General features: G+C 60.3%; 12 protein-coding genes, 1 tRNA gene, 2 pseudogenes and 1 riboswitch. Of the genes and pseudogenes, 11 read left to right on the top strand and 4 right to left on the bottom strand.

Going from position 1 to position 16,443, the window contains the following annotated elements:
• The first annotated feature begins 310 nt into the window (after window positions 1-310).
• From IC66_RS0140615 to IC66_RS48815, 4 genes and pseudogenes are all read left to right on the top strand, one after another.
• Window positions 311-1,117, top strand: coding sequence for a glycoside hydrolase family 12 protein (locus IC66_RS0140615; protein WP_011084471.1), 807 nt, complete (start codon window positions 311-313; stop codon window positions 1,115-1,117).
• Between the two features lie 81 nt (window positions 1,118-1,198).
• A pseudogene (locus tag IC66_RS44510) lies at window positions 1,199-1,377 on the top strand (IS21 family transposase); the annotation flags it as partial.
• 63 nt (window positions 1,378-1,440) lie between these two features.
• Window positions 1,441-1,863: pseudogene (locus IC66_RS48810) on the top strand (transposase); the annotation flags it as partial.
• 193 nt (window positions 1,864-2,056) lie between these two features.
• Complete coding sequence (locus IC66_RS48815) at window positions 2,057-3,472, top strand: hypothetical protein (protein WP_244429241.1); 1,416 nt, start codon at window positions 2,057-2,059, stop codon at window positions 3,470-3,472.
• 401 nt (window positions 3,473-3,873) lie between these two features.
• Here IC66_RS48815 and IC66_RS46875 read toward each other — a convergent pair whose 3' ends face one another.
• Window positions 3,874-4,320, bottom strand: coding sequence for a hypothetical protein (locus IC66_RS46875; RefSeq protein ID WP_014498031.1), 447 nt, complete (start codon window positions 4,318-4,320; stop codon window positions 3,874-3,876).
• Window positions 4,321-4,696: 376 nt separating this feature from the next.
• Window positions 4,697-4,898, bottom strand: a riboswitch (cobalamin riboswitch).
• A 237-nt stretch (window positions 4,899-5,135) separates the two neighbouring features.
• Window positions 5,136-5,258: a transposase gene (locus tag IC66_RS48820; RefSeq protein ID WP_038951278.1), complete on the bottom strand. Its 123-nt coding sequence runs from the start codon at window positions 5,256-5,258 to the stop codon at window positions 5,136-5,138.
• A 400-nt stretch (window positions 5,259-5,658) separates the two neighbouring features.
• Between IC66_RS48820 and IC66_RS0140655 the strand changes: the two genes are divergently transcribed.
• Genes IC66_RS0140655 through IC66_RS0140660 form a run of 3 tightly spaced genes read left to right on the top strand, consistent with a single transcriptional unit; the run spans window position 5,659 to window position 8,531 of the window.
• Window positions 5,659-7,329, top strand: coding sequence for an SbcC/MukB-like Walker B domain-containing protein (locus tag IC66_RS0140655; protein ID WP_232208741.1), 1,671 nt, complete (start codon window positions 5,659-5,661; stop codon window positions 7,327-7,329).
• Window positions 7,326-7,520 (top strand): hypothetical protein, encoded by a 195-nt coding sequence (locus IC66_RS48825; protein WP_244429242.1) that lies wholly within the window; start codon window positions 7,326-7,328, stop codon window positions 7,518-7,520. The genes IC66_RS0140655 and IC66_RS48825 overlap by 4 nt, the downstream gene beginning before the upstream one ends.
• Before the next feature lie 24 nt (window positions 7,521-7,544).
• Window positions 7,545-8,531, top strand: coding sequence for a Wadjet anti-phage system protein JetD domain-containing protein (locus tag IC66_RS0140660; protein WP_354267823.1), 987 nt, complete (start codon window positions 7,545-7,547; stop codon window positions 8,529-8,531).
• A 36-nt stretch (window positions 8,532-8,567) separates the two neighbouring features.
• Here IC66_RS0140660 and IC66_RS0140665 read toward each other — a convergent pair whose 3' ends face one another.
• Window positions 8,568-10,331 carry a hypothetical protein gene (locus IC66_RS0140665; protein ID WP_028160579.1) on the bottom strand — a complete coding sequence of 588 codons (1,764 nt, stop codon included), beginning with the start codon at window positions 10,329-10,331 and terminating at the stop codon, window positions 8,568-8,570.
• Between the two features lie 208 nt (window positions 10,332-10,539).
• On the opposite strand from IC66_RS0140665, the gene IC66_RS0140670 reads away from it, so the two are divergent.
• The 4 genes from IC66_RS0140670 to qatD all read left to right on the top strand — a co-directional run bounded on the left by IC66_RS0140670 (window position 10,540) and on the right by qatD (window position 15,314).
• The gene (locus IC66_RS0140670) at window positions 10,540-12,420 is read left to right on the top strand and encodes a KAP family P-loop NTPase fold protein (RefSeq protein ID WP_028160578.1); all 1,881 of its coding nucleotides are present in this window, start codon (window positions 10,540-10,542) and stop codon (window positions 12,418-12,420) included.
• A gap of 163 nt (window positions 12,421-12,583) precedes the next feature.
• Window positions 12,584-13,282 (top strand): Qat anti-phage system associated protein QatB, encoded by a 699-nt coding sequence (gene qatB, locus IC66_RS0140675; RefSeq protein WP_224517554.1) that lies wholly within the window; start codon window positions 12,584-12,586, stop codon window positions 13,280-13,282.
• Window positions 13,279-14,553, top strand: a complete 1,275-nt coding sequence (gene qatC, locus IC66_RS0140680) for a Qat anti-phage system QueC-like protein QatC (RefSeq protein ID WP_014498023.1) — start codon at window positions 13,279-13,281, stop codon at window positions 14,551-14,553. The genes qatB and qatC overlap by 4 nt, the downstream gene beginning before the upstream one ends.
• The gene (gene qatD / locus IC66_RS0140685; protein ID WP_014498022.1) at window positions 14,550-15,314 is read left to right on the top strand and encodes a Qat anti-phage system TatD family nuclease QatD; all 765 of its coding nucleotides are present in this window, start codon (window positions 14,550-14,552) and stop codon (window positions 15,312-15,314) included. Before qatC ends, qatD begins: the two co-directional genes overlap by 4 nt.
• Before the next feature lie 230 nt (window positions 15,315-15,544).
• Here qatD and IC66_RS0140690 read toward each other — a convergent pair.
• Window positions 15,545-15,620 (bottom strand) — tRNA-Ile (locus tag IC66_RS0140690).
• Between the last annotated feature and the right edge of the window lie 823 nt (window positions 15,621-16,443).

Genomic DNA, 16,443 nt, shown 5'->3' on the forward strand with positions numbered 1-16,443 from the left:
CTTCGGCTCGGCGGTCGATTAAGTTGACGATGCCCCCTGATGAGCCAGAGCCTCCCTTCTCGAAAAGCCTGATCAGTCTCAAATTGTCTGACGACGGACAATCGTTGCCACTGTCTCAGCCAGGCTGCTGTCATCCGAAAGACGGCAAATCCGGGCGCGGGTCCACCCTTCTTCCCGAGCTCGTCAGCTTCTCGAAAGCCAACCTTCCTAGCATTCAAGCCCGGTCTCTAGATGCCGATGCCGCCCATGCTGAACTAGGGGGCCCGCTAGTGGATCTGCAGGAGATTTTGTTATCAGAAAGGAGAGCTTTATGGATTCCAATCGGATAAGCGGTGCCGGCGCGCAAGGGTCTCCAACGGGTTACGTCCGGACACAGGAGGATCATGATCTATTTAGGCAGGCCGCGAATGAAGCCCGGTCATTATCATCTGCCGGGCCTGTGTCGGCACAGACGCCGATTTGGCGTTCGAGCGCTCCATACGGAAGCTTTTCACGCGATGGCTACTCTTGGAACAACGACGTATGGGGCCCGCACCCTGGGCCTCAGACGATTTCGGTGAGTGCAGCCAACCGGTGGAGCGTGTGGTCGAACCAGCCCAATACTCCTGGCATCAAGAGCTATCCGCACGTGGCTTTCAATATCGGGAAACCGCTCAGCTCAATCAACACTCTGAGCTCGAGCTTCAATCAGGAAGTTCCCACTGGCGGCGCCTGGGATGTCGCCTACGATATCTGGGACAGCTCAGACCGACATGAGATAATGCTCTGGACAAACTACACCGGAAACTCGGACGGGAGCGGCAACGTTAAGCCCATTTCATATCATTATGCCCCTTCCGGTGCGGCGATTCCGGTCTACAGCAATGTCAATGTAGGCGGGGCGACTTGGAACGTGTTTGAAGGCGAAGGCTCCGATGGTCACAAGGTCATCTCATTGCTGCGCACTTCGAAGACCAACAGCGGGACAGTGGACATCAAGAGTATCCTGCAGTGGATCAAGTCGAAGGGGTACTTTGGCGACATAAACGTCGGTAGCGTCCAATACGGCGTCGAGATTACCTCGTCCCCGGGGGGAAAGAACTTCAATTTCAACAACTGGTCCGTGACTTCGAAGTGAAGTCCGCGCGGGCGGTAAGGTGAGCTGCGCTATGCCAATGAGCCACGCTGACTGACGGCCTTGGCTTGCCGCTCACATCCCGACCGCCACGATCCCGGCCTCAACCGAACCTATGCCGAGATGGCAAGCCATTACGGCACGGCCATCTCGCAGCCCGGCCGCGGCGCCCAAAAGATAAGGCAAAGGTCGAAGTTGCGGTGCAAGTCGCGCAGCGATGGATTTTGGCGCGGCTGCGCAACCAACGCTTCTTTTCGTTGGCGTGACCTGCCACTGAGCATTTCCTCCAGAAGGATTCAGAGTCCGCCCCGAAGAAGGACGGACAGATGAAGCGAGCAAGGTTCACGGAAGAGCAGATTATCGCAGTGTCGAAGGCGCATGAGGCCGGGGCGAAGACGGCCGACCTAGCTCGCAAGCACGGGGTCTCCGAAGCGACGATCTACAATTGGAAGGCCAGCTCGCAATGGTTGGCACGCAAGATCGCCGCGATGGGGCATACCGTCCGCATTATTCCGGCTCAATTCGTCAAGCCTTATGTAAAGTCCAACAAAAGTGACATCATCGATGCCGCAGCGATCGCGGAAGCAGTGACGCGACCAACAATGCGCTTCGTCGAAATACGGTCGCCCGAACACATTGACCTGCAAGCGCTGCATCGTGTTCGCGATAGGATGATTTCGCAACGGACGTGCCTCATAAATCAGATGCGCGCTTTTTGCCTTGAATATGGGATCGCTACTCGACTCGGGAAGCGTCCGAGGGAGGGTGTTTCCTCCCTTCGGCCATCACCTTATCCGTTGACCGTCGGCTACTTTTCTGACTCAATCAAGCCGTTTATGGACCGGTCTTAACAACCTCGGGGGCGGCATGGATTCGATCCTTCGCGTTCTGATGCCCTTCTTCGGGCCGAAGAACTATTCTGAGATGCTCTAGAAGAACGCTTTGGCGGATTTCTCGCTGACCTTAGCCTGCTCGTTCCTGGTGAGGTACGATCCTTGGATTAACGGTCTTTTCTTGCGAGTTGAGCATCTGCCCGGCGTCAAGGAATTCGCCACGGCTATTAAAGCTCCTGAGGTGAACGTGGGCGGCTTCGCGCTTGCTTTGCTGGTGCTCATCTTCAGCAGGGTCACCCGATTCCATGATCGGATTTCGGACATATTTAAGATCAGGGCGAGGTTCGACCGCGCTAACATCCTTCTCCCTCTGGCTGTCATGTCGGGTGCGCAGATGTCGGCCCGTCAGGCGGCAAATCTCAAACGCGACCGCCATCCCCTCGTGAGAGCGACGTTCTACAAATACGCGTCCAGCCGAAGCGAACATCCGCTCGTCGACAAGCACGACATCGAAAGCGCATTGGAGGCTTGGCACATATTGGGTTGCCTTGGAGTGGCTCTTCATACTCACAGGCTTCGCGGTCTTATCCGCCTTCGCCAGGGCAGCTTGGTTTCTGATCATTTTTTGGACCGCCTCGATGGCCGCGCTTCTATTTATGCATCTTCGGTATGGATTGCTGGAACGAAGGGCGGATCCCCAGATCCAACAGATAGCCGGGAATGCCGAGGCAAGTGCAGGCAACCGCCAAGCATTCACAGAGGCGGCCATCTGATGTGGTACAAGATCGGGAAGGATATCATCGTCCGGAGCGAAAACGCAGCCAAGCCGGAAACACAGAGTTCGGCCTATCTTAAGAAGCTGATCTCGCGTCTCGAGCCAATTCATTCCAGCTTCGACTTTGGCTGCGGCAAACTGCGTTACGAACGGGCAATAGCCAAAACCACCGGCGAACTTGCGTTGGTGGATTCGGAAGTGCAGCTTTCAAGGGGTCAAATGATCCGCGGTCGTTCGACCACCATCCGCGATTACGTCGGCAAATCAAATCACGTCCACGCCCTCACCGTGGGTCAGTTTGCCTCCCATGACCGGAGATACGACCGCGGCTTCTGCATAAACGTTCTTTCTGTGATCCCATCGGCAAGCGTGAGACTTGGCATCGTTCAACTGATGAGAGCTAAGCTAAAGCCAAACGGCACTTGCTTGTTTGTGACGCTCTATCGCAATTCTGATTTTACAAGGATGCAGAATCTCCCGAATTGTCAACCATACGGCAACGGCTTCCTCATGGACTCGCTTAGGGGCCATTCCTTCTACGGCCTCATCCCGCCGGACGATCTCGCCGGATTGGTTAAGCGTGCAGGCTTCTCGGTCGAGTCGATCGTGCTGGATGAAGGCTCCGCATACCTGTGGGCCCGAACTCCGGACGGGCGACCTGGACCGATCAATTTCGAAATCCGTGAAACTGCGGAGAACTTTCAGATTCGATCTCAGCCAAGCGTGAGCAACCGCAGCTCGGCAAGGTAGACCAGGCCGGCAGAGACGGCGCTTGGATCCTGAGCAGCAGCCGCGGGGGCTCAAGTCACATCGACGACCTGTCCCGCTTAGGTTCGTCTGCTTCCGATAGTCGGCGATCTGCTGTCTGTAGTGGCCGATGCTCGGCGCATCCGGAGCCACGTCGCTCTTCCAATCGACGACCGCGTCGATGGCGCCGGCCTCGTCGAACGCGATCGCGTCAACCTGTCCGGAGAGCAGGACCTTGCCGCCTTCGTGAGTCTGGCTTCCGAACAACGGGAGCTCGGGGGCGAGACGCGGTCGCGGCGTCACGACGTCCGGAAGAGCGAGCGTCCGCAGCACCGTGGCGGTCAGTTCGACGGCGCTGATGCCCATCTTCGGATCCTCCGCCGGTTCGTGCCCCATCTGCCGGATCAGTTCCGCAGCCCGCGTTTCAAGTCCGCCCTGGCGTCGCAGGCTTCTCCGGTCAGCACCTCCTCGATTAGCTTGTGAAGGATGGTGCCACGCGTCGAACTTCTGAGAACGGCAGCAGGCTCCGCAGCGCCGGTTTCCGGAATTTCCCCGCTTTCGATCTTCGCTTCTGGCTCGTCCACCTGATCAAGTTCGCTCCGGCTCGGGCGACGCCAGATCACGGTCTTGCGCACATCGAAGATAGCGGTCGCCTCGGCGGCGAAGGTCTCGCGGGTCTGCCCGTTCTCTAGCGGCGTGACGTTCCTTTCCTTCGCGGTGCCGACGTCGTTCGGGTTGATCGCCGGGAGACCAGCCAGGCCCAAATCGACGAGCTTTGCCCAGCACTTGTCCGACAGGTCGGCGGAGTGCCTAGGCAGGATCAGCAGGTCGCGCGCCCGGGTCGCGGCCACGTACCAGAGGCGTACGCGCTCGCGCCGCTGCTGCTGCCGCGGTGACGGTGTTGCCCCACGGATTGGCCGAGGAGACAATCACGGATTGAGCAGTTGCGGAGGCTGTGCGGACGCCGATCCCGCTGCGGCGATCGAGGCCAGCACGATTCCTAGCGTCAATGCTGACCCGGACAGCCAGCGCTGTTTGAGCAGGATTGAAGTTGACGCCGAAACTCGCGCCGGCACGGCTACTACGTTTGAAATGAAAACGGTGATGACCACGGGCGAAACAAAAAGCCGTCACGCACATTCGCCGTGAGCGGCAGCCGTTCGCCCCGAATGCGGCAGATCTCGATCGGCTTTGCAACGTCTTGGAGCACCCCGCCCCTGCGTCAGTCCATGACCACGACCGGCAGCAAGGTTTCCTGGCTCGCGGGTTGACGCCTCCGACCACCTTCCCAGGTTCGAACGAACGAACCCAATGGCCCAACTGTCGTCGGCTCGCCGCTTACAGTTGCGGGGGCAGCTTCGGCCTTGTCCGTGAGGACGCACCGTATTCCCTTGATACGCCTTTCGGCGCTACCGATAACCAGACTGAAGGCCCCTCATAACCGAGTCAAGCAAGGGGCGTGAATCGAGTGCTGAGTGACACAACATGTGACAGTTTAGCCCGTCCTATTCGTGAGAGTGCGTTTTTCTAGTCCGATTGATGTGGCCGCACATCTGCTCTGACGAGGCGCACAGGATTGCCTTCGGCTTTTCACCGCCTCACGACCCGTACTTTGCAACGCGCTTGAGGGATAAGTTGGGCGAACGGGGGGCGGACGCCCCGCCGGTCAAGGACTGAGCGGCAGCAGCGCGCCGGGCAAGCCGCGGCTCAGGTCGGCTTCGGGGCATGCCGCGGCGAACGCAAGGCGAATGCGGCTCGTGGTCTCGACCACACGGGCAGCGAGTTTCAAGAGACTCCGCCTCGACGGCATTTGCGATGTTCGTTTCGATCTTCTCTAGCAAGATCGACCTGATCTGAGGATCGAGGGGCGACTCCGACGTCGAAAGCCCAGCCAAATGTCCCAGCTCTTTGATGCGGCCGTGATGGCCGGCTCGGGTGCCGTTTACATGTCTCAACCGTTCGCACAGTGTATCGAAGCCGGCTTGTCCGCCTATGATCGCCCTGCCTGTCGTGCTGAGCATGTCCGGTGTTAGCCCTGCGAGGTACTTCACGCTGACCCTGAACCGCGCGTCGCGATCTGCAAGGCAGAACGCCATTGCGACGATGGCGTCGAACAGCGCGGAATTCGAGAGGTCATGGTACTCCGCGGGGAGAAGCTTGCGCGCAGCCTGCTTACGGCTAGGGTCAGGGTGAACGAGACCAACCACGAAGTCGAAGGCTTCTTCGTCGGGAATCTCGACGAGAGATTGCTCGAAATCGCGCAAGTCGACGGTCGGAAGGAGCAGATGCGCCAACAGCTTCAGGCCGAACGGCAGCAATTGCTCCAGCAACTTGCTGGATCGGCGGGAGATGTCCGGCGCGCGGAGGATGAGGCACGGCTGTTCGAAGCCATGTTCGCGCAATTCCAGGCCATCCGCGACTCTGGCCTGACCTGCTTTGGATGCGGCGAGGAATTGGCTGCTTTCGATCGCAAGCTGGCGGAAATCGGCAAAAATATCGAAGACGCCAAGCGGAATCGCGATCCCAAGCTCGTTGCCGATCTGGAGCGCCTAGCCGCGGAGGTCAAGACGGCAAACCGGCTCAAGACCGAGACACAGGATGCGTCGACCCGGGCACACAGCGCGAAAGACAGGGCCGAGGGCGCGTATGAAGACTACATGAAGAACAATCGTGAAGTCCTGGCGGTGGCACGTCGCGCCCGCGCGCGCCAGCTGCTGGACGGATTCCCGCAATCGAGGGAGATGAGCGACTACCGGTCGAAGGTGGCCGAAATGGCGGCTCAGTCCTTGTCGGACCGCATCGCTGGGCTGACGGCGGACCGTGAAAACCGTTCTACCAACCGGCGCTCCACCCTGATGAGGGAAATGACGGGCGCCGTGAACAAGCACGGGCAGGACTTCTATCTCGTGCCGCCGTTCACCGCCGAGGAGGCGACGCCGTCGGCCGTCGAGCAGTGGGCGGTCGCCGAAAAGGACCGATTGGATGGGCATGAATTGGTCCAGTACGCGGAGCAGTGTCGGAACGCTGAGACGGAGATGACCTCGGCATTCCGGGACGACCTTCTCCATCGGCTCGACGATGCCTTCACCGGCATCAAGTCCACCCTGAACGAGCTCAACCGCCACCTGAAGGACCGCCAGTTCCACGGGCGCGACTACTACTCGTTCAAGGCGCTCGAGGCCCCGACCCACGTCGACATGATCGAGCTCGTCGAGGAATCAAGAAAGCCTGAATTCAATCTGCCGCTTTTCGGGGATCGTAGCGAGGATGCGAGTTCTCCGATGATGCGCGCCGTGCGTCAGATCGAGGAGATCCTGTCGAAGCCGGACGCGCGGACCGAGGAAATCGAGGATCCGCGCAAGTATTTCAACTTCGAGCTCTACATCCAGGATGCCGATGGTAAGATCCGCTCGTCGTTGACGAGCCGCGCCGGCACGGGATCCGGCGGCGAGGGCCAGTTGCCGTTCTATATCGCCATCGGCGCCTCATTGGCCGCGACGTACCAGAACCGGCGCACCGGCGAGAGCGGACTGTCGCTCGCCATCTTCGACGAGGCCTTCAATCGCTTGGATACCAAGGCAATTGGCCAGTGCTCTGAATTCATGCGGGACTTGGGTCTCCAGGTCATGCTGGCCACGCCGGACGAGAAGCGGCACGTGTTCATGGAGGTCGTCGAAACGGTCGTCAACGTGAACCGCTTGGGCAACCAGGTCATGATCGACACCGAATACCCGACGGAGATGGCTCGCCAGGCGATTGCTGACGCGGATCCGTATCGCAAGGGCTTTGACGTCTTCAAAGCCGAGTTGATTGCTGCCGAGAAGGCCGGCGCCGTCCCGCAGGACCAGGCCGCGGAATGACCGACGTTCGTACGACGGATGCGGGGGTCCAATTCCTCGAGCGCCTGCTAGAGCGGAGCGAACGCAATCCGGATCGCACCCGGCCGGCGTCCGCGGCTCCGGAGTACGACAGACTTTCGACCGCGCAGCAGATGGGCCGCTTTCATGACCAGATGGCGGCGGCGGAACGGTTCGGCGCGGTCGAGGTGTAGCGGGGCAAGAGAGACCGGGGACATCTGATTGAGAGGGTCCGCGTTCGAGACCCGGAATTGCTCGCCAGACATCTCGGACGTCCGACGGCGCCGGCGATCGCGCAGCGCGTCAGGGAGGAATTGCTCCAGGTCGCGGCGACCGGAGAGCCATGGGTTGCCACCCTGTTGGACGAGATGACGGCCAGGTGGGCCCGCAGCGAGGCAGCCTATCGCCTGACGGCCGGCCAAGCCGATGCTTCGAAGGAGTTCTTCACACTGCTGGCGTCCATCTCGCGGCAGGAGGCTCAAGGACTGGACGCGCGAACCTTCTCTCAAAAGGCGACAAACGACACGAAGGCCTTCGATCGGCACGCTTCGCGACTTGCGGCCGTTCTCGGCGTCCGGATCGGGCAGCCAGGCGCGGCTGCCGACGTGGTCTGGGCGCACATCGGACTGGAGCGCTTCAGTCACCCTGTAAATCTGAGAGGTCCTGTTGTCGTGAAAGGGGCCGGCGAGCGCCTGGTCGATGGCCGCGCGAGGCCCTTCGCCTCAATCCATCCGGAGATGATCTCGCAACTGTCGGTTTTGGAGCGGCCGAAAGCGGTGCTGACGATCGAGAACTACGCAAGCTTCAATCGGCAGGTCCGCGAGATCGAGGACGGCAGCCTGGTCGTGTACACCGGCGGGTTTCCGTCGGCGGGGGTCGTCGAGCTTCTGTCGAAGGTCCTGACGAGCGTGCCGGACGACGTGCCGTTCCTTCACTGGGGTGACGTGGATGCCGGCGGAGTGCGAATTTTCCGGTACCTCGAGGAGAGCCTTCCACGCGGCCCCCGTCCGCACCTGATGAGTGAGGAGTTGGCGAAGCAATCAGGTCATCCGGCCGATGCGGATCCGAGTTTGGCCTCCATCGCAAAGTCAGACAGCGAGATCCGCGCCTTGGCGGAGTGGTTGGCATTCGGGTCAGATGTGCGCCACATGGAGCAAGAGGCGTTGGATCCGGCACCAACTTCTGAGTTCGGTCGCGAAGGTTAGCCGTGTTGGGGAAACTCCTTGTCGGCGGTACTTTGCTCAAAGCACCGCCGCGTCGGCCCGCTTTCGTGCAAAGCTAATCGAAATCTTCTCGACAAGATGTGGTTTGAGATCGTGGGTTGGGACAAATACCGGAATCTCCGGGTCGGGTCGGTTCTTGTCGTGCTTCTTGTTGGCGATCCAGTCCCTCCGCTTAGGAACGCTCTCGAGCCCTACCACGTACATGTCGAACCCATCCTCGGTCAGCCGGAAGCGCAAGAAATTATTGTAGGCGCCGATCCGGAGTGAACTGAAGGCGTCGTTGCGATTCATTCTGAGCAGCAGGCACGTGATGAGCATATTTAGCCCGAACAGTGTGCTCCCGACAAGGAAGCCGACGGGCACCATCTCCATGGCCAGAAGACCGAACCATTTCCAAATCTCCCACCATTCACCGCTCCAAGCGAAGTGCGCGTTGTTGAATGCGATCGCGTAGCGCGCCGCGTAGATCAGAACGAAAGCGTGGGCGGCCGCATGCACGGCGGCAGAGGCCCATATCTTGAATTTCCGGGAAACCTCCTGTTTGAACGTGTAGCCGATCAAGGACGCGCCGAAAATGGCTGCGATCAGCGCGTAGATGTCGGGCTGGTCCCGCAACGAGATCAGCAATGCGAACAGGAAGTAGATGCCGCCCATCAGCAAAGAGAAGTCCCAGTTCGTGAAGGCGAAGAACGCGTTGCGCAACGTGAGCCACCTGCTCGTCGAGAATGATGGATAGGCAGCGGCGGTCGTCTTCTCCGGATGCTCGGGGTCTGGCATCGTACCGAGCTTCAGATCCTCGCGATGGTTGATGAAGTTTACCGAGACATCCTGAGAGAGTTGATGTGTCGGGTGCAGGAAGGCACCTCCCCCGCCGGACGTGACGTACTGGCGGCCGTCTTTGCCCACGTAGCGGCTGTAGTGATGGGTATCGCCTGATAGCAGCACCGGAATGGTATGTCCGCGTCCGGCGTTTATCGCGATGCCGGCGGCATACTCCATGATCTCCCAGGATTTGCGATTGCTATCGGTGTACAGCCAGCCGGGCTCGGCGCTGCACAAGATGATCCTGGAATTCTCTGGCATGGCGGTAGCGATTTGCTTGAAGTAATCAGCCTGTGGCCCGTCCATGTCGTCGGCGAGTTGGATGTCAGTCGCCCAAAGCCACCATGTCTCGGTTAGTCGGACGGCGAAGTAGCTGCGGCGCTGGTAGGAGCGCCACGCGCCGACATGCCACGGCTTCTCTTTGCAGAAAAGCGCGAGGAAGAGGACGAGACCGTCGTACCAATCGTGGTTGCCGGGTATTGCGAGCAGCGGTCTGCCATCGTCGTTCTTCCTGTCTGGATCGGGAGCCGCCCACGCATAGGGTTGCCTTAGCTGATTCGCATAAGCCTCCCGTGTCGCCTTGGGGTAGACTTCATCACCGCCCATGATGAGCGCCTGGCCGCGCGGCAGGAGAGTCTCGCCGATTTTCAGATCCTTACTGGCGAGCAGGCTCGCTACCGCGTAGGTGCTGTCGAAGCCGTCACCGAGGTCGGCGACCCAGTCGATCCATACACCGCCATGCTGGTCCGTCTTGAGGCGTGAACGGAAGTCCTCCGCCCGCTTCGAGTGCTCCTCGGGTGGCACGGTATCGAGAGCGGCGATCACCAATCGCCTGTCCGCGTACTGTCCAAATATGGACGACACAACGACGTTGTTCAGTAACTGGAGCAACAGCACTGGATCGAACCAGTGTGCCATGCCCGGGTAGGTCTTCGTGTCGTTGAGCAGATCGTCTGCCATTTGCAAATCCCAGTTAATTGAAATCACTACGTTTTCTACAGACCACTCGCAGCGCGGGAGTTTCAATAGCTCTACATATGGTTGCAGGGAAAAAACGCAACATTTGCTGGAAATGGCCCCAAAGACCACTATATCTGGACGATAAGTTAAATTTTAGGCATCTGGAACCGGCACAATTACAACCGCTGGGATGCGCGGGTGGGGCTACATGTGGGCTGATAACGAGACCGAACGTGATTTCCTGAACTTCTCTGGCGTTGCGGAGACTGTGGCCGAGATCATTGTCCAAGCGAAGGGCCGCCCGATCTCGATCGGCGTGTCCGGTGCCTGGGGCATCGGCAAGTCGTCGATGATCAAGTTGACCCGCTCCGCAGTAGCTGCCCGCGAGGACAAGAGCGGGAAAAAGGGCCTCGACAAATACGTCTTTGTCGAATTCAACGCGTGGCTCTACCAAGGGTACGACGATGCGCGCGCCGCCCTAATGGACGTCATTGCGGACAAGCTTGCGAACGAGGCCGAAAGCCGCGAGACAGCGCTCGAAAAGGTTGCCGCTCTTGCTAAGCGGGTGAAGTGGCTGCGGGTGGCGAAGCTCGCAACGACGTCGGCGGCTTCGATCTATTTCGGCGTTCCGCCGGTCGGGGCCGCCGGCGAGTTCTTCGAACTCGGCAGAAAGATGTGGAGCGAGGGCTTCGGGAAGAGCGATGCCGATGCGGCGAAGAAGGCCGTCGGCGATGCCGTCAAGGAAGGCGGCGAGCTTCTAAAACCGAAGGAGGAAACGTCTCCTCCGAAGGAAATTCAGGCTCTGCGCGACACGCTCGAGCAAACCCTTGAAGAACTCGGTATCACGCTTGTCGTGTTGATCGACGATCTCGACCGCTGCCTGCCCGAGACAACGATCTCGACGCTCGAAGCCATCCGCCTCTTCCTATTCCTCAAGAACACCGCCTTCGTCATCGCTGCGGACAACGACATGATCAAGCACGCAGTCCGCAAGCACTTCGCGGGCTTCGAAAATGACTTGATGGTAACGAACTACTTCGACAAGCTGATCCAGGTTCCGATCCGCGTGCCGCAACTCGGCACGCAGGAGGTCCGCGCATACATGATGCTGCTATTCGTGGACAACAGCGACCTGCCCGAGCCCGACAAGGAGAAGATTCGCGCCGCCGTGATCCGTCAACTGAAGAGCACTTGGCAGGGCAAGAAGGTGGACCGCGCGTTCGTCAACTCGCTTGACATCGGCTTACCGGGATCGCTGGTCGGGCAACTCGACACTGCCGAGCGGCTGTCTTCGCTCATGACAACGGCGTCCGGAATTGTCGGCAATCCCCGCCTGATCAAGCGCTTCCTGAACGCGCTATCGATCCGCATGACCATCTCCAAGGCGCAGGGTGTGGGCGTGGATGAGGCGGTCCTCGCTAAGCTCCTTCTGTTCGAGCGCATCGGCGACGCCAAAGCCTATGCCGAGCTCGTCAAGAATGTGACGACGGACGCGGAAGGAAAGCCCGCGTTCCTGAAGGACTGGGAGGAGGCAGCGGCCGCCGGTCGCGACCTGGAGACGAAGGATCCGTGGACCGGCGACTTCGTGCGCGAATGGCTGGCGCTTTCGCCGCCGTTGCATGACGTCGATCTCCGCGGGGCTCTTTACGTCAGCCGCGAGCATGCGCCGCTGATCACTCCTGAAGATCGCCTGTCCTCCGACGGCGCCGAACTTCTCGCGGCGATGCTCGAACATCCGGAAATGTCAGCTCGGTTGAGGGACCGCCTGGTCCGGGTGCCCCGGATCGAAACCACAGTGATTATGGATCGACTTCTCGAGCGCGCCCGCAAGGAACAGGAGTGGGGCGCGCCGCAAATACTTACGGCCTGCATTGCGCTCGCCGATGCCGATCCGGTCCAGGGACCGCGTTTGGCGGCGTTCCTCGAGGCGCGCCCTCACCAGCAGATTCAGCCTAGCATCGTGCCGAAGATCAGCGACCGCCCTTGGGCGGCGTCGCTTCTTGAGGTGTGGGGTTCGTCGGGCGACGTTTCTAAACCCGTGAAGAACGCCATCAACAAGACGAGGGCGAATGGGAACGTCGCAGTCTAGCGGGGGCCCGGGCCCGGGCGTCCCGTTGGTGCCGCCTTGGACGCCGGCCGCGCCCCAGGATCCGGTGCCACCTCCTCCGGAGCTTCCCAACGAACAGCCGGATGTACCGCCCGACGGCGCGCCTCCGGACCAAGTGCCCCCGGTTTCTGCTGCACCGCCCGCAGTGCCGCCGCTGCTGCAGCCGTCGCCCATCGCTCCCGAGAAGCGATTCGGCGGCACCCGTGCCAGTCTGGGAGACTTTGCGCGCTCTGGTGACGCGCGTGATCTGAGACGCGGGCTTGGGCACTATATCCGCAACGGGTACGGCGGTTCGAATCCAGCGACCCAGAGGTTTGGTGCCACTGCACAAACCGCTGGTTCGCTCGGCTACACGCTTTACTCGACCGCCTCAGGCGCCGCCGACGCGCCGATCGACGCGGCCGTACTGGCCGGGCGGTCGACGGAAGAGATAGCGACCGCAATCATCGAGGCGGTCAGGCCGGTCGACGGAACTCAGGATGCCGAAGCGGAGCGTGCCGCCATGCACGACGCAATGTCGGAATTGCTGAAGGAGTTTCCGGAAGCCGACCTGCTCAATCTGTCGGACGTCGAACGTGAGTTCGTCATCGAAAAATTCACCGCCATCGATGTCGCCCGGCGCTTCGAACTCGACGTTGGCAAGCACCTTCTCGAACGGGCCCCGACCGCAACGGTCGCAATGTCCCGGTTGAAGCAGATGCGGGCGTACATCGCGGAATCCGTAGCGGCGGCTTTCCGGCGGTTGAGGGACCAGGGGCGAACCCTTACGACGGGACGCGTTGCGAGCGTTGTGCAAGCGGCGCTTCGGGATACGTTCGAGGTATTCGAAGGATACGAAGAATGAGGCTGTTGTGCGCTCCGGCGGACGTCGGCCGCTTCGATGAGGCGGGCACGCTCAGGGTAGTGCTGTACGGCCAGGCAGGCGTCCCTGGTCGAGCGAGCGTAGGCGCCGCTTTACGCGGCGACGTCCGGAAAGAACGGTTTGCTCCCGATAGGCGCGCATGGGATCTCCTTTCCATCTCCAACTCGGTCATGGTGGCGGATGCCGCCGGGCTGCGAACCCAAAGTCCGGATGGATGGACTCGCGAATTCGATCTGGAGATCGCGGTGACCGAACCGGGCTTCTGGAATGGAGTTGCGCCGTTGATCGCCGATGCGCTGGCGTTCTTGACGACCGACAGATGGAGCTTGCGCTTCATCGCGGGCGGAGCGGCAGCTCCCCAGCCGGCGCGTGTGGTCCGGCCGCCGCAGGATTGCGTCGCGCTGTTATCGGGCGGCCTCGACAGTCTGATCGGAACGATTGACCTCGCTGCTGCCGGCACGCTGCCCCTCCTCATCAGTAAGATCGTGCGCGGTGACTCTGAGAAGCAGGAAGAGTTCGCGCATGCGATCGCAGGCGGTCTGAGACACATACAGCTCAACGACAATGCGGTCGTACCAAAACCGAAGGATACCTCGCAGCGCGCCCGTTCGATCATATTTCTCGCCTTCGGAGTTCTCGTCGCGACGGCCCTGGCGCCCTATCAGGAGGGAGCGGCCATTCCCCTATATGTCTGCGAAAACGGGTTCATCGCGATAAATCCACCGCTGACCGGAAGCCGGATCGGAAGCCTGAGCACACGAACGGCGCATCCCCAGTTCCTGGCGTTGTTTCAGGATCTTCTCGACGCCGCTGGCATCCGGGCGGCGCTCTGCACTCCCTACGCCAACAAGACGAAGGGAGAGATGCTGAAGGAATGCAACAATCAGCCGTTGCTGCGCACATTGGCCGTGCGTTCGACGAGTTGCGGTCGATTTCAGAAATTCAAATATAGCCACTGCGGCCGATGCGTACCTTGCCAAGTTCGAAGATCCGCCTTCCTCGCCTGGGGGCAACCGGATCTGACCCAGTACGTCTTTGAAGATATCGGTCGCGACGACGAGCAGCACGCGGGCTTCGACGACGTTCGTTCTGTCGGCATGGCTCTGGCCGCCGCACAAAATGGGGGGTTCGAAGAGTGGCTTGGGAGCGCACTGTCATGGCCGCGAATCGAGAATCGCGAGGCACTGCGGGATATGCTACGTCGGGGGCTCGCCGAACTCGGGCATCTGCATGCGAAATACGGTGTTAAGTGATCGATCTACATGCGCATCTCGACCTCTATCCGGATCCTCAAGCGACGACGAAGGAGTGCGTCGAGCGCAATCTGTTCGTTCTGTCCGTGACGACTACGCCGTCGGCTTGGACCGGGACAGCCGCACTCGCCGAGGGAGCCTCCCGTATTCGCACCGCGCTCGGTCTGCATCCGCAGCTTGCTCACGAACGCCGGAGCGAACTCGCGCTGTTTGAAGATTTGTTGCCGCGAACAAGATACGTCGGCGAGATCGGCCTCGACGGCGGCCCTGAACTGAAGGCAACGTGGGACACGCAGTGTCGGGTGTTCGACAATATCCTGCGAATGTGCGGATCGGCCGGCGGTCGCATCATGACGGTACATAGCCGCCGCGCAGCAGGCCCCGTCCTCGATGCACTGGCCTCGCGGCCCGATTCCGGCATCTCCGTGCTCCATTGGTTTTCGGGATCGCGCCGCGAACTGCAGCGGGCGATTGACCAAGGTTGCTGGTTCAGCGTCGGTCCGGCCATGCTCAACGGCGAACGAGGTCGCGGGTTGGCTGCACTAATGCCGCGCGAACGAATGTTGACCGAGTCAGATGGGCCTTTCGCGCAGGCAGAGGGGCGCTCGCTCTTTCCTTGGGACGTGGCGAAAACCGAACCGATGCTCGCTGAACTGTGGAGCATGGGCCAGGACGAGGTCCGTGACCAGTTGATGTCGAACCTCAAGCGACTGACGACGCAGTTTGCTCCAGAGAATGACCGGTCAACATCAAAGCCGTAGGTCGCCGCTAATCGAGTCACTCTTCCGTAGTCCGCGGACCGACACGGGCGCGGAAGGACCCCCCTCGGTTTTTCTGCGCTCAAGGATCGGCGAGAAAAACGGAGCCAAATTCGTCAACACCGTCAGAAGGATGTGAAATCGAGTCGTTCTTAAAACGAAATCGAGTCGCTCTAAAGGCCCAAATCGAGTCGTTCTAAAAGTGGCCTCACAGCACCACAATTTGAACTCACTGGTGGGCCCGGCAGGACTCGAACCTGCAACCAGACCGTTATGAGCGGCCGGCTCTAACCATTGAGCTACAGGCCCCGCTGCGGGCGACCGCTCAAAGACGGCCGGCAACGGTGCGCGGCCCGTTTACAGGATAGCCGGCATTCCGGCAATGCCAATTGAAAGAGGCGATTGGGTCCCGCTTTGGCGCTCGCGTCGCTTTATCGGAGCAAAGCTGGAGGGGCCCTTAAGACGTACGGGCTGTCAAGCATGGAAGCGCTGAGCTGACCGAGACAGCCCAGCCTTGCGAAACGGAGTTGACACGGCTCAAAGAGATGCAGACCAAAACTCGCGAGAGCGATCTTCAAATCTAAGGTCGTAAGGTTGTAAGAAAACGGCGCATTGAAAACTACCATACGCGCGTGAATGTAACCGACCATCTCTCGGACCACGGCTCCGTTCTTCTGTTCGACAAACGCCTGGTCGTTCTTGCGGTAAGGCCGGCATTCTAGGCCGGTCATTCCGACAAGATCGATCTCCTCCACGAGGCGTTCGGCCACGGAAGGTCCGATTGTCAGACGTAGACCATCGTCGGTTCGGGCAACGCGGAGTCTGAGGCCTTCGTGCCTATCCATGACATGGGCAAGGCCATGCTCGAGCACTCGGATATTCAGGATTCCGCCGGGCAAGAAGAACAGATCGCCGATGCACGTGGAGGCTGAGCAGGCCAAGGGCTACATGGTGGCCTGGGTCATCGATCGCGCCGATGCAGGCGCCACCAGATGACATTGGTGATTCAAACTCATCGGTTCGACGCTGATCGTAAGCGCAGCTCTGCGGCGCTTTAATTGGCGCTTGACGTCTGTTTGATCACGGTGTGTCCTGGCACGGCATCGTCAACTTAATCGACCGCCGAGCCGAA

Source organism: Bradyrhizobium genomosp. III (assembly GCF_000261705.1).
Taxonomy (GTDB): Bacteria; Pseudomonadota; Alphaproteobacteria; order Rhizobiales; family Xanthobacteraceae; genus Bradyrhizobium; species Bradyrhizobium ottawaense.